Origin of the sequence: Phytobacter diazotrophicus, from assembly GCF_052061655.1 — a bacterium.
Taxonomy (GTDB): domain Bacteria; phylum Pseudomonadota; class Gammaproteobacteria; order Enterobacterales; family Enterobacteriaceae; genus Phytobacter; species Phytobacter diazotrophicus.
In genome coordinates this window covers 2,091,891-2,104,370 of record NZ_CM125428.1, presented here as the reverse complement: position 1 = coordinate 2,104,370, position 12,480 = coordinate 2,091,891, and the positions used below count along the sequence as shown (strand labels likewise).

Genomic DNA, 12,480 nt, shown 5'->3' with positions numbered 1-12,480 from the left:
AAAAGTTCGATTTATTCAACAAAGCCCAGCCATTGATCCAGTTCGGCTTCCACCCAGCCTACAGACTGTTGCCCCAGTCGCCGCTGCTTTGGAAAAGTAGCATCGTAGCGTGGTGACTTCGGATCGAGCCAGTCGTAAATAGTCGAACGGGCGATGCCGAGTTTGGCTGTAACTGCACGCATGCGAAGAATCTTCACGGTCGGGGTATGGACGATCATCTTTCTACCTCATTAAACTGTTCGAAATTAAGTTGCCTGTTGAATAACGATTCGCCGTTATTCTCCACCTAAGCCAACTGGCTGGTATGCGATGGATTGTAATGAGGTCTAATAGTGTCTAAAATTGGCAGTTATCACTTACTTTTTTTGACACTAACTTATGCCAGCAACAACCCCCTTGCAGAAAGCAGCGTTTGATGCCATCGACAGCCTTCACTTCAGTCAGGTTGTAATGAGTTTCATCTACGGAGAACCCGCTGCAGAGTGGTATCCGCGTATACTTGGCAGAATCAACGGTCTGCTTCAGAAAACAGGGATAACCGGAAAACAGGCTGAGATAACCCGGCACTATCTGCTGGCTGCTCTTGAAATTTACCTGTCTGTTGACAGCAACTATTTTTCTAATATGGATGAACACCATAAAAAAACTGATGCTGGCGGTACGCCTTATAACAGAGCTATGCATGAACAATTTGCTGAACACGCACGAAATTTTAGTATTGCCATGCTGAGCAAGCTTGCTCGCGAAAATGGTGTGGACAGTGATTTCCTTGTTGGGGCAACGGAAGAGTTGATGAATGATAAGGCGCTGGCATTATCAACCATGCCGTATCTAATCAGATACCGACTAACTGAATGTTGCTTTGCACTGGAATACCTTGATGCGCCTCTAGGTTTTTATCGCGAACTGGCGAGATCTGATGTTATTCCAACTGCAAAATACTCACCTACTGTAGACAAGACCGATAAGGAATCTAACTCGGAACTATCGTTGCTGTTCGTCCGTGTCGGATTGCTGTTTGAGTTTAAAATGCTGCAAAGATCGCTGTCAGTAATGATTTCGCTTCAGGAGAACGGCTCTATTGTTTTTCCTGCTCTTGACTCCAGAATGCCTCGTACAGATCGCAAGAATATTGCCGATTACTACAAGAGGATTGTTGATATCTGGTTGCTGGAGGCACAGCCGAATTCTTCTGCATCTTTTAAGTGTAAAGACCGGGTTTCAACAACAGATGCTGAACAGCTCCTTAAAAACATGAGCCGATTTTATTTTCATCAACGAATGTTTGGTGGCACACAGGGAAGCTGGCTGGGTACACTGGGGGCATTTGATATCGAGGTCAGCCGTTGGGAAGAACCAGGGATAGCGATTTATTACGAGATGAATAATAAAAATACAATCTCAGATAAAATAAGCTCAAAGTTTAAGGGATCTGGCTTTAGTATATCAGCAAGAAGTTTATATTTACGGCATAAAGTGATAAGAAAAGATAGTTACTCTAAAGTTAGATATTATTGTGGTCTTTTAATGAATCAGCCATGCATGATCCCCTGGCATCTAAATGACAACAGCTATTACAACATGGCTCTGAAATTTGAAGAGGGAGAATAACTACAACGCATTCATGAACCTACCTGTTAATATAACCTTAGTAGGATTTTCATGGTGGTGATGGTGAACCGGTAATACCCTTATTTCTGTACCAGTCAAATACGGATGATCAGTAAAGTCAAAAAAAGAAAAGCGCCCCGAAAGGCGCAGAGCAAGTTTATTTCACCGCTGAAAACACGTAATCAGCCCATGCCTGCATCACCGGAATACGCTGCTCCAGTAAATCAGTACGATGGTACGCAGCCTCTACTTTGTTTTTCAGCGTATGCGCCAGTGCTCGTTCGGCTACATCCCGCGATATCCCCTGCTCACTGCACCAGTCCCTGAAACTGGAACGAAATCCATGAGCGGTTGCGAGTCGTCCGGGCGTATCGCTGACAGCCCCTGTTTTACGCAGGAAAGTGGTCATCACCATATCAGACAATACGATCTGTTTTCGCGGTGAGGGGAAGACCAGCTCATCGTGCAAACCCTGCATTTTTTCAAGCACAGCGACAGCCTGCAATGATAATGGAACACGATGCTGAATCCCCGCCTTCATTCTTTCCGGTGGAACAATCCATATTCGCTTGTCCAAATCAACTTCCTGCCAGCGCATACCACGGGCTTCTCCTGACCTCGCCCCGGTAAGGATCACAATCAGCAACAACGCACGGGTCACGTTATAGCGCTCGTCACTGTAGACTTTCGTCGCCACGTAAAGTGGAACATTTCGCCAGGGCATCGCTGGTTGGTGCTCAGTTCTTACATTAATAACCGCCTGTACCGGCAGTAAATGGTCAACCACATCAACAGGATTGGCAACACAATGCCCGTGAGCCCATCCCCATTGCATCACCGCATGGATTCGCTGTTTTACGCGACTGGCTGTTTCTGCCAGCGTGAGCCACACAGGGCGCAATGTTTCTGCCACATCAGCAGGCGTGATACGGTCGAGTGGTTTAGTTCCTAATGACGGAAACGCATACTGCTCCAGTGTTGATAGCCACTGCTTTATGTGCTTCTGGTTTTTCCATCCCGGCGATAGTTCAGCGTGAACCTGACGCGCTGCTGCTTCAAATGTCGGAATAATAACCTTCTCAGCTTCGGCTTTTTTCAACTCAAGCGGATCATCACCAGTCGCCAGTTGTTCGCGCATGGCCTGCGCCATACGTGCTGCTTCCGCGATACCGATTTCGGGATAAGTCCCCAGTCCGGCATTTCGCCTTTTTTGAGTAACAGGACTTACATAGCGTAAAACCCACTTTCCCCTCCCCTTTACTGATGAAGGATGAAGCGTAAGTCCCGTAATTCCGCCATGAGGCAACGGCCTGTCATCAGGTTTAATGTGCCTGGCTTTAGTGTCAGTAAGTAGTGCCATAAAAGGGAAAATCCTGCTGTTTTCAGTATGCCATCCAGTATGCCATGAAAAATTCTTGCACATTTCCGGTATGCCATTCAGTATGCCATCTGTGGTGTGTTTCGTCAGGGTTATATTGGTTTCAATCGGACAGGCATCAAGAAAAAACGCTTAATTTTATTAGGTTACAGGATTAGATTGAACATCTCTGTATTCATATTTAGCGGTCCCCCTCACCGCCATCATTTCAGATAAGAGCCTGTACGAAAGTACGGGCTTTTTTCTTTTATAGTCTCCCATACCAGGGGGGATGAGAACCCCCGACCGGGGGCTCGACAACCGGCGCCAGCCGGGTGGACAGATGACGAGCCTGCGAGGAAGCTGCCCGCAGGGCAAGCGAAGCGAGTCAATCCCCCCTCACCGCCATCATTTCAGATAAGAGCCTGTACGAAAGTACGGGCTTTTTTCTTTTATAGTCTCCCACACCTGGGGGATGAGAACCTCCGACCGGGGGCTCGACAACCGGCGCCAGCCGGGTGGACAGATGACGAACCTGCGAGGAAGCTGCCCGCAGGGCGAGCGAAGCGAGTCAATCCCCCCCTCACCGCCATCATTTCAGATAAGAGCCTGTACGAAAGTACGGGCTTTTTTCTTTTATAGTCTCCCACACCTGGGGGATGAGAACCCCATGAAAGTACAAATGCCAGCAATCTGCCTTTATTTCCCCTCACCCCTATGATTGATTCAGTGCGCACTGTTATCCGGAGCCCGGGTAAGCGCCAGCGCATCCGGGGGAAATTAGACAATCGGGCCTGATACCACAAGACGAATCTGCGCATTGCCAGCCATCATTTCCATGCCGTTGCTCACACCTTAAGCGAACAATCATCAATACCGAAAATATGCTTGACCGTTTTAGCGCAACTCCCTATAGTAGCGCCCCGTTGCCCCCCAGTGGTGTGGCAGCAAAACAATGTGGTGAGGTGTCCGAGTGGCTGAAGGAGCACGCCTGGAAAGTGTGTATACGGCAACGTATCGGGGGTTCGAATCCCCCCCTCACCGCCATCATTTCAGATAAGAGCCTGTACGAAAGTACGGGCTTTTTTCTTTTTATAATCTCCCAATCCGGGGGGATGAGAACCCCCGACCGGGGGCTCGACAACCGGCGCCAGCCGGGTGGACAGATGACGAGCCTGCGAGGAAGCTGCCCGCAGGGCGAGCGAAGCGAGTCAATCCCCCCCTCACAGCCATCATTTCAGATAAGAGCCTGTACGAAAGTACGGGCTTTTTTCTTTTTATAATCTCCCAATCCGGGGGGATGAGAACCTCCGACCGGGGCTCGACAACCGGCGCCAGCCGGGTGGACAGATGACGAGCCTGCGAGGAAGCTGCCCTTCCCAATTCTTAGCTCTCCGGGAATTGATGACAGTGCGAATGCTGAACCCGCAGAACGCCAGCGGATCCTCTGAGTCTTCGCAAGCAACTAAAACTCAGCAGCACATCGTTGCCCATTTTCAGTGAGTTGATGTCATCAGCTATGGACGCTTTCATCTGGCCACCAAACTGCAGCCAGAGGACGCACATCAGGCAACAATAGAAGACCGAAAAATGAAAACTGTTACTGTTATCGGGAATCAGAAAGCGTGAATGGCTACGCGGTCAGGGGAAAAGCACCTTAGGCCGCATCTTCGGAATGGAGAGTATAAAAACAAAAAAACCACCCGGAGGTGGTTTCACGACACTGCTTATTGCTTTGATTATTCTTATCTTTCCCATGGTACCCGGGGCGGGACTTGAACCCGCACAGCGCGAACGCCGAGGGATTTTAAATCCCTTGTGTCTACCGATTCCACCACCCGGGCTCGGGAAGAAATTGGAGGCGCGTTCCGGAGTCGAACCGGACTAGACGGATTTGCAATCCGCTACATAACCGCTTTGCTAACGCGCCAGATTCTTCAGGCCTTTCGACCACACCCGCAATATGCCGATGCTTGTAAACTGGAGCGGGAAACGAGACTCGAACTCGCGACCCCGACCTTGGCAAGGTCGTGCTCTACCAACTGAGCTATTCCCGCAATATCAAGTTTTGTTCTAATCACTTGATTTTGTTATCTTCTGGCGAGCTACGCTGCCGTCTGATGCGATGCATTCTACTTACCTGACGCACTGAGTCAACGATATTTTTCAAAACCCGGATCGTTTGCTGAAAATTAACGCGAAACGATCACTGTTCAAGCAAATCTCCGCGTGCCGCGTTCAGATATTGCAACATCGACCACAAAGTCAGTACCGCAGCAACCAGGAACAGGCCAATCCCCGCCCACTCAACCCACTCGTTTGGACGCCACAACATCCAGACCAGTGCAGTCATCTGCGCGGTCGTTTTCACTTTCCCGATCCAGGAAACGGCAACACTGTTGCGTTTCCCCAGTTCCGCCATCCATTCACGCAGGGCCGAAATAATGATCTCACGGGCAATCATGGTAGCCGCCGGCAACGTCACCCACCAGGTATGGTAATGCTCTGCTACCAGCACCATTGCGATTGCGACCATCACTTTGTCCGCCACCGGGTCCAGGAATGCGCCAAAGCGCGTACTCTGGTTCCAGCGACGCGCAAGGAAGCCGTCAAACCAGTCGGTTACGGCGGCAACCAGAAAGATCAGCGCGCATGCGAACGAAGCCCATTGAAAAGGCAGGTAAAATGCCAAAACAAAAAACGGGATAAGAATGACGCGAAACAGGGTAAGCAACGTAGGGATATTAAATCGCATAATGACGGTAACTATCTGTTGTCAGTAAATTTTGACCCTATGTTGCTACAGAGCCCTTAATGTTTCAACGAGTAGTAGATCTTTTCTGCCAGACCTTGCGAGATGCCCGGCACTTTTGCAATTTCTTCAATGCTCGCATTCAGCAGTCCCTGCAGACCACCCATGTACTTTAACAGCATCTGACGGCGTTTTGGACCAACGCCTTCGATGGTTTCCAGCATACTGGTATTCTTCACCTTTGCCCGCTTTTTACGGTGGCCGCTGATGGCATGATCGTGTGACTCGTCGCGAATATGCTGAATCACATGTAACGCCGGGGAATCTGGCGGTAGGTTAAACCCTTCGCCTTCCGGTTCAAAGAACAAGGTCTCAAGCCCCGCTTTGCGGTCTGTTCCTTTCGCTACGCCCAACAGCAACGGATGATGTTTATCCCACGGGACGTCGAGTTCGGCAAACACCGTTTTGGCCTGCCCTAACTGCCCTTTCCCGCCATCAATCAGAATCACATCCGGAATTTTGTTCTCTTCAATCGCTTTCCCGTAACGACGACGCAGCACCTGATTCATGGCAGCATAATCATCACCAGGCGTGATGCCCGTAATGTTATATCGACGGTATTCCGCACGTAGCGGCCCGTTGGCATCAAACACCACACAGGACGCAACCGTCTGCTCGCCCATCGTATGGCTAATATCGAAACACTCCATACGCTTCACTTCCGGTAATTTGAGCAAGCTCGCCAGCGCGGTCAGGCGTTGGTGGACGGTCGACTGCTGCGACAATTTCGTACTGAGCGCCGTTGCCGCGTTCGTACGTGCCAGCTTCAGGTAACGCGCCCGATCGCCTCGCGGTTTGGTCTGCACGTTAACTTTCCGTCCGGCAAGCTCGGACAACGAATCCGCCAACAGCGTTTTGTCATTGAGGTTAAAATCAAGAAGGATCTCACCTGGCAGCGTGCGCATCTGGCTTCCCTGCAGGTAAAACTGCCCGACAAAGGTCTCCACCACCTCGCCAAGTTCAGTGCCATTCGGCACTTTCGGGAAATAACTCCGGCTACCCAGAACCTTGCCCTGACGAATAAAGAGCACATGCACGCACGCCATGCCAGCATCGAACGCCACGCCGATCACATCCAGATCGTCCCCGGTATTTGAGACAAACTGTTTTTCGGTGACCCGGCGTACGGCCTGAATTTGATCGCGAATACGCGCCGCCTCTTCAAATTCCAGCGCCTGACTGGCTTTTTCCATCCGGGTAATCAGTTTCGTGAGCACCTGATCATCTTTACCGGCAAGGAACAGACGCACATAGTCCACCTGCTGTGCGTATTCCTCTTCGCTCACCAGCCCCGCCACGCAGGGGCCAAGACAGCGGCCAATCTGGTATTGCAGACACGGACGAGAGCGATTGCGATAGACGCTATTTTCGCATTGCCGGACGGGAAATATTTTCTGCAAGAGCGCCAGTGTTTCCCGCACAGCATAACCATTAGGAAACGGGCCAAAGTACTCCCCTTTCGCGTGCTTCGCACCACGGTGCATCGCCAGGCGCGGATGGGTGTCGCCGCTTAGGAAAATAAATGGATAGGATTTATCATCGCGCAGCAGCACGTTGTAGCGCGGCTGATAGAGCTTGATGTAGTTGTGTTCCAGCAATAACGCTTCCGTCTCGGTATGGGTTACCGTGACGTCAATCTGTTGGATCTGTGCAACCAGCGCTTCTGTCTTTCGCGAGGCGAGATTGCTGCGAAAATAACTGGAGAGGCGCTTTTTAAGATCTTTTGCTTTGCCTACATAGATAACTGTGCCACCGGTGTCATACATACGGTAGACACCCGGTTTGCTGGTCACTGTCTTGAGAAAGGCTTTTGAATCGAAAACTTCATTCACTGACTTGCTAACGTCTCCGCATTGCACAGACCATGGCGAATCGCCAGGTGAGTCAGCTCCACATCACCATGAATGTTCAATTTACTGAACATACGGTAGCGATAGCTGTTCACCGTTTTGGGGCTGAGATTCAGTTGCTCAGAGATCTCATTGACCTTCTGACCTTTAGTGATCATCAGCATAATCTGCAATTCGCGTTCAGACAAACTCTCGAACGGTGAGTCGGTTTTTTCCGGTTCAATCTGGCTGAGAGCCATCTGCTGAGCAATGTCGGACGCAATGTATCGCTGCCCGGAATGGACGGAGCGAATCGCATTGACGACTTCCTGTGGGGCAGCGCCTTTGCTGAGATAACCTGACGCGCCAGCTTGCATTACTTTCGCCGGAAGCGGGTTTTCTGTATGAATGGTAAGCATGATGACTTTGGTGTCGATATTAGCGCGCGCAATCTTGCGTGTGGCTTCAAGGCCACCGATGCCCGGCATGTTCATGTCCATCAACACAACGTCAACGGAATGCGCCCGGCACCATTTTACGGCATCCTCACCGCAACAAACTTCGCCAGAAATTTTTATGCCTTTAATATCTTCGAGAATGCGTCGTATCCCTGCGCGCACCAGTTCGTGGTCATCAACAAGAAGTACGTTGATCAATGGAATATCTCCAGAAAAGGGATGACGCTGCTGCAAGCTAATTCTTCACATACTAACGGTTTTTACTGCGTTAATGAAAGTTAAAAAATGCCACTCATTCGATTTCGGTCTCGTTTTTGGAAATTAACCTGTACATTTTGTGGAAACTTTCACGCCCCGCTCCATATCTGGTTTGCGTGTTTAAAAGTACTTTACGGAAAGCTGCCTGAACGCACAGTTTTATTCTGATGGGGAATTTAAAGCGGCACTTTGTAACAATAATTAACCGTCATTCTACCTCTATTAAACATATATTTTGCCTACACTATTCAAATTAAATATATGGCTAATGTTTAATTTAATAAACCAGACAGCGGGTACGTGCAAAAAACAACCACTGCTATTTTTCCCCTGGCTTGTGGTATACTCCGCCGCTTTGACATTCACCGTCACGCTAAGCACGGTAACATAACGAGGTAAATAAATGAGCACACCTGATTTTTCCACTGCTGATAATAGCCAGGAACTGGCTCAGGAAGTCTCATGCCTGAAAATGATGATCACGCTGATGTTGCAGGCTATGGGGCAGGCCGATGCAGGTCGCGTCATCCTTAAAATGGAAAAACAGATCTCAGCACTGGAAGATGAAACCCAGGCGGCGGTGTTCACCAACACGGTGAAGCAGATCAAACAGGCTTATCGCCAGTGACTGAATCCGGCTGGCAGCCTACAAAAGCTGGCAGCCGGTATACGTCTGGCACGCAGAACGAAGGTTCAGGTCAGATAATTCCCGTCGCAGCCGCATAGCAGGCAATCTGCGTTTTATTCGGTGCGTTGAATTTTTTCTGCATGTTCTTCTGGTGAAAATTCACCGTATTCTCAGATATGGACAAAATCATAGCGATTTCGGCCGACGTCTTCCCTTCCGCTGTCCATTTCAGAATTTCTTTCTCGCGCTTACTGAATTTCATTTCTGGCGCAATGACCATATTGTCCCCCAGCCGGGAAAGCGTAATCAGGCTTTGCTGAATCAGCGTTTGCAGGCGCAACTCAATCTCTTCATCATGCTGTGGATGATGGAGAATACTTGTGCGGGACACTGACAAGAAACCCATTGCGTGATTTGGCAGCATTAAACACTGCGTAATCCCTTTGCGTAAGCCAAAATCCCGCGCACCATTCCATAATTCCGGCGTCTCGTGAAATAATTTGTCATTCCACGGCAAATGCCCGTGCAGGAAATTCTCTGGTTTGAGTACCGGGTCGACAGCGAAATAATTTTCGGACTGATAATGCGCCATCCAGGCATCCGGATACGTGGTGTGTACATTGATTTTCGGGCGCGTGAACGGCACCGGATGTCGGACACACAGTGCAAAAAAATCAAATTCAAGCAGCTGCGTTTGCTGCTCTAATGTTGAATATACCTCTTCCTTGTCTGTTATCTCCTGAAAACGTAGCAGCATCTCCCTGCGCCACGAGAAAAAGTCATTATCCTGCATACTGACCGATATCACCCCTGACAATAATAATCATTATTATGAATACATTAAATTAACACATAAATCTTTTTTATAAGTGTGAAATATCGGTATCAGCGAAAATCAGTAAAAATTTTCGCAGGTTATGGCGAGCAGATAAGGCAGAAAACACTGTTTTTGTGGGAAAACGTGACGGCGAAGCGTGGTCAAATATCATTATTTGCAAAGCATATGATTAAAAGCGCACAAATAAATTTAGCTTAAGTCAGCTTCAATCACCGATTCGGAAAGCGAGTGGCTGCCGAATCGGTGAATCCTTACTGCATCAGGAATTTTTCCAGAAACTGCTGGGTGCGTGGCTGCTGCGGATTGGCGAATAGCGACTTTGCAGCTCCCTGTTCAACAATGCGTCCCTGGTCCATGAAGATAGCCCGGTCCGCCACATCGCGCGCAAAGCTCATTTCATGGGTGACAATCACCATTGTCCGTTTTTCCTGCGCCAGTTGCCTGATGGTATTGAGCACCTCCCCTACCAGTTCGGGATCCAACGCCGAGGTCGGTTCATCGAACAGAATGACATCCGGGCGCATTGCCAGCGCGCACGCAATCGCCACACGCTGCTGCTGTCCGCCGGATAAACGCCGCGGATAGCTGGTCTCTTTACCACTTAACCCGACTTTAGCCAGCAACTCTCGCGCCCGCGCTGTCGCTTCCTCTTTCGGTTCGCCTTTCACAATGACCGGGCCTTCAATAATGTTTTCCAGCACCGTACGATGCGGAAAGAGATTGAAGTTCTGGAACACAAAGCCTACATGCTGGCGCAACTGGCGAATCAGGTTTTTCTGTTGTCCTATCGGTTTTGCCGTATCGATGGTTATGTCACCTACCCGAATCGTACCGCTTTCAGGCTGCTCCAGGAGATTGATACTGCGCAATAGCGTGGTTTTACCGGATCCACTGGGCCCAATAATAGCCACCACTTCCCCTTGCGCCACATCCAGATCGATGCCATGTAGCACCGTCTGGCCATGGAATTGTTTCACCAGGTTTTTCACTTCGATGGCACTCATTTCGGATCGCGCTCCTGCCGGTTCAACTGGTTTTCAAAATAGTTCTGCAACGCAGAGAGTACCGTCGCCATAACCCAGTAAATGAGCGAAGCGGCCAGATACATTGTGAACACTTCCAGCGTACGTGAGGTGATCAGTTGCGCCTGACGGAACAGTTCCGGCACCTGAATCGTCGCCGCCAGCGAGGTATCTTTCACCAGGCTGATAAAACTGTTAGAGAGCGGCGGCAGTGCCACACGCGCGGCCTGTGGCAGTATTGCACGCCGTAACGTTTGCCAGGGTGTCATCCCTATACTGGCGGCGGCCTCCCACTGCCCTTTATCGATAGACGAGATAGCCGCACGCAAGGTTTCCGAGGCGTAGGCGGCGGTATTAAGCGACAGACCGATCATCGCCGCCGGGATCGGGTCCAGCTCTATGCCAAATTGCGGCAACCCGTAGTAGATCATAAAAAGCTGGGCGATGAGCGGCGTACCGCGAAAAATCGAGATATAAATGCGCGCCAGCCAGCGCACAGGGAGCAGCGGGGAGAGACGCATTAACGCCAGCACAAACCCCAGCAGCAAGCCAAAGAACATGCCGCCAATGCTCAGTTGCAGCGTAAATACCGCCCCTTTAAGCAGGTACGGCGCAGAGTCGATCACCAGTTGTAGACTTTCTTGCATTATGGTTGTTCTGCCCGGCAATTAAACATGTGGGTGATAGGCAAACAGCGCCGGAGCGCCACCGGTGTGGACAAACAAAATCGGGCCATCATCTTTAAATCGCTTTTGCTCAATCCCATCGAGCAGCCCTGCCATCGCCTTGCCGGTATAGACGGGATCGAGAAGAATACCTTCCAGGCGCGCAAGCAGTTTAACCGCCTCCATGCCTTCATCATTCGGCTGACCGTATCCCGGCGCAAAATAGTCATCCCAGAGAGTAATCTCTGCGCTGGCCTTCACCTCCAGCAGTTGCGCGATCTCCTGTTGCAGGGTCACTACTTTGGGTTTTTGGTCGGCCACACTGCGCGATACCGTCACGCCGATTAACTCGACATCCGGGAGCAGTTGTTCCAGGCCAATCGCCAGCCCTGCATGCGTTCCGGCGCTGCCCGACGCCACCACGACTGAAGAGAGTCCTACAGCACCTTCACACTGTTGGGCAATTTCTAACGCACTTTCGACATAACCCAGCGCCCCCAATGCGTTTGAGCCGCCAACCGGAATCACGTAAGGGCGAAAACCCTGCGCTTCAATACGTGTTGCCAGCTCATCCAGTTGGCGTTTGGGATCGGTCAGCGCGTCGCACATTTCGATTTGCGTATTAAACAGGTCCAGCAACAGGCGATTACCGTTGGTCAGATAGTTTTCCGCGGTCGTGCCAATAGGATTTTCCAACAGCGCCACGCAGTGCAGCCCCAACTTTGCCGCCACTGCCGCCGTCTGGCGCACGTGGTTAGACTGAATAGCCCCTGCGGTAATCAGCGTGTCGGCCCCTTCGCGTAGCGCGTCTGCGGCGAGAAACTCCAGCTTACGCAGCTTGTTCCCCCCCATCGCCATCGGAGTAACATCATCGCGCTTAATAAAGATGTCACGACCGACGAAATCAGAAAAACGCGGCAGGTATTCAAGCGGCGTCGGCGCACCGATAAATTCCAGGCGGGGAAAATGGGTGAGATTTTGTAAGGACATCGATTCTCCGGT

The 12,480-nt window shown here is 50.4% G+C and carries 12 protein-coding genes and 4 tRNA genes; 4 read left to right on the top strand and 12 right to left on the bottom strand.

What is annotated here, in order from left to right; genetic code table 11:
- Window positions 1-11 precede the first annotated feature (11 nt).
- Window positions 12-218 (bottom strand): AlpA family phage regulatory protein, encoded by a 207-nt coding sequence (locus tag ACS0RQ_RS10275; RefSeq protein ID WP_103278977.1) that lies wholly within the window; start codon window positions 216-218, stop codon window positions 12-14.
- A gap of 160 nt (window positions 219-378) precedes the next feature.
- Between ACS0RQ_RS10275 and ACS0RQ_RS10270 the strand changes: the two genes are divergently transcribed.
- Complete coding sequence (locus ACS0RQ_RS10270; protein WP_334633484.1) at window positions 379-1,611, top strand: hypothetical protein; 1,233 nt, start codon at window positions 379-381, stop codon at window positions 1,609-1,611.
- Between the two features lie 157 nt (window positions 1,612-1,768).
- Here the strand turns inward: ACS0RQ_RS10270 and ACS0RQ_RS10265 are convergent, their stop codons facing one another.
- Window positions 1,769-2,971 (bottom strand): tyrosine-type recombinase/integrase, encoded by a 1,203-nt coding sequence (locus ACS0RQ_RS10265; protein WP_334633487.1) that lies wholly within the window; start codon window positions 2,969-2,971, stop codon window positions 1,769-1,771.
- A gap of 956 nt (window positions 2,972-3,927) precedes the next feature.
- Between ACS0RQ_RS10265 and ACS0RQ_RS10260 the strand changes: the two genes are divergently transcribed.
- A tRNA-Ser gene (locus ACS0RQ_RS10260) sits at window positions 3,928-4,015 on the top strand.
- A gap of 710 nt (window positions 4,016-4,725) precedes the next feature.
- Here ACS0RQ_RS10260 and ACS0RQ_RS10255 read toward each other — a convergent pair.
- The 6 genes from ACS0RQ_RS10255 to uvrY form a co-directional block, all read right to left on the bottom strand.
- Window positions 4,726-4,812: transfer RNA gene (locus tag ACS0RQ_RS10255), tRNA-Leu, on the bottom strand.
- Window positions 4,813-4,824: 12 nt separating this feature from the next.
- Window positions 4,825-4,898: transfer RNA gene (locus tag ACS0RQ_RS10250), tRNA-Cys, on the bottom strand.
- A 51-nt stretch (window positions 4,899-4,949) separates the two neighbouring features.
- A tRNA-Gly gene (locus ACS0RQ_RS10245) sits at window positions 4,950-5,025 on the bottom strand.
- A gap of 149 nt (window positions 5,026-5,174) precedes the next feature.
- On the bottom strand, window positions 5,175-5,723 hold the full coding sequence (pgsA, locus tag ACS0RQ_RS10240) for a CDP-diacylglycerol--glycerol-3-phosphate 3-phosphatidyltransferase (RefSeq protein ID WP_041851800.1): 549 nt from the start codon (window positions 5,721-5,723) through the stop codon (window positions 5,175-5,177).
- A 56-nt stretch (window positions 5,724-5,779) separates the two neighbouring features.
- Window positions 5,780-7,612 carry an excinuclease ABC subunit UvrC gene (uvrC, locus tag ACS0RQ_RS10235; RefSeq protein ID WP_271849104.1) on the bottom strand — a complete coding sequence of 611 codons (1,833 nt, stop codon included), beginning with the start codon at window positions 7,610-7,612 and terminating at the stop codon, window positions 5,780-5,782.
- A complete protein-coding gene (gene uvrY, locus ACS0RQ_RS10230; protein ID WP_041851802.1) occupies window positions 7,609-8,265 on the bottom strand; it encodes a UvrY/SirA/GacA family response regulator transcription factor in 657 nt (218 codons plus the stop codon). The genes uvrC and uvrY overlap by 4 nt, the downstream gene beginning before the upstream one ends.
- A gap of 328 nt (window positions 8,266-8,593) precedes the next feature.
- Here uvrY and ACS0RQ_RS10225 point away from each other — a divergent pair, with 328 nt between their 5' ends.
- Together ACS0RQ_RS10225 and ACS0RQ_RS10220 are read left to right on the top strand one after the other, a co-directional pair.
- The gene (locus tag ACS0RQ_RS10225; RefSeq protein ID WP_418904016.1) at window positions 8,594-8,716 is read left to right on the top strand and encodes a hypothetical protein; all 123 of its coding nucleotides are present in this window, start codon (window positions 8,594-8,596) and stop codon (window positions 8,714-8,716) included.
- A 12-nt stretch (window positions 8,717-8,728) separates the two neighbouring features.
- Window positions 8,729-8,953 carry a DUF2594 family protein gene (locus tag ACS0RQ_RS10220; RefSeq protein ID WP_271849105.1) on the top strand — a complete coding sequence of 75 codons (225 nt, stop codon included), beginning with the start codon at window positions 8,729-8,731 and terminating at the stop codon, window positions 8,951-8,953.
- 70 nt (window positions 8,954-9,023) lie between these two features.
- Here ACS0RQ_RS10220 and sdiA read toward each other — a convergent pair whose 3' ends face one another.
- From sdiA to dcyD, 4 genes are all read right to left on the bottom strand, one after another.
- Window positions 9,024-9,746 carry a quorum-sensing transcriptional regulator SdiA gene (gene sdiA, locus ACS0RQ_RS10215; protein ID WP_041851804.1) on the bottom strand — a complete coding sequence of 241 codons (723 nt, stop codon included), beginning with the start codon at window positions 9,744-9,746 and terminating at the stop codon, window positions 9,024-9,026.
- 296 nt (window positions 9,747-10,042) lie between these two features.
- Window positions 10,043-10,795: an L-cystine ABC transporter ATP-binding protein TcyN gene (gene tcyN / locus ACS0RQ_RS10210; protein ID WP_334633493.1), complete on the bottom strand. Its 753-nt coding sequence runs from the start codon at window positions 10,793-10,795 to the stop codon at window positions 10,043-10,045.
- The gene (gene tcyL / locus ACS0RQ_RS10205; protein WP_041851806.1) at window positions 10,792-11,460 is read right to left on the bottom strand and encodes a cystine ABC transporter permease; all 669 of its coding nucleotides are present in this window, start codon (window positions 11,458-11,460) and stop codon (window positions 10,792-10,794) included. Before tcyL ends, tcyN begins: the two co-directional genes overlap by 4 nt.
- A 21-nt stretch (window positions 11,461-11,481) precedes the next feature.
- Window positions 11,482-12,468 carry a D-cysteine desulfhydrase gene (gene dcyD, locus ACS0RQ_RS10200; protein WP_271849106.1) on the bottom strand — a complete coding sequence of 329 codons (987 nt, stop codon included), beginning with the start codon at window positions 12,466-12,468 and terminating at the stop codon, window positions 11,482-11,484.
- Window positions 12,469-12,480: the final 12 nt, after the last annotated feature.

What these genes read in the sequence shown, in the direction of transcription:
- ACS0RQ_RS10275 (WP_103278977.1), bottom strand. Translation starts at nt 218, where the DNA reads ATGATCGTCCATACCCCGACCGTGAAGATTCTTCGCATGCGTGCAGTT.
- ACS0RQ_RS10270 (WP_334633484.1), top strand. Translation starts at nt 379, where the DNA reads ATGCCAGCAACAACCCCCTTGCAGAAAGCAGCGTTTGATGCCATCGAC.
- ACS0RQ_RS10265 (WP_334633487.1), bottom strand. Translation starts at nt 2,971, where the DNA reads ATGGCACTACTTACTGACACTAAAGCCAGGCACATTAAACCTGATGAC.
- pgsA (WP_041851800.1), bottom strand. Translation starts at nt 5,723, where the DNA reads ATGCGATTTAATATCCCTACGTTGCTTACCCTGTTTCGCGTCATTCTT.
- ACS0RQ_RS10225 (WP_418904016.1), top strand. Translation starts at nt 8,594, where the DNA reads ATGTTTAATTTAATAAACCAGACAGCGGGTACGTGCAAAAAACAACCA.
- ACS0RQ_RS10220 (WP_271849105.1), top strand. Translation starts at nt 8,729, where the DNA reads ATGAGCACACCTGATTTTTCCACTGCTGATAATAGCCAGGAACTGGCT.
- sdiA (WP_041851804.1), bottom strand. Translation starts at nt 9,746, where the DNA reads ATGCAGGATAATGACTTTTTCTCGTGGCGCAGGGAGATGCTGCTACGT.
- tcyN (WP_334633493.1), bottom strand. Translation starts at nt 10,795, where the DNA reads ATGAGTGCCATCGAAGTGAAAAACCTGGTGAAACAATTCCATGGCCAG.
- tcyL (WP_041851806.1), bottom strand. Translation starts at nt 11,460, where the DNA reads ATGCAAGAAAGTCTACAACTGGTGATCGACTCTGCGCCGTACCTGCTT.
- dcyD (WP_271849106.1), bottom strand. Translation starts at nt 12,468, where the DNA reads ATGTCCTTACAAAATCTCACCCATTTTCCCCGCCTGGAATTTATCGGT.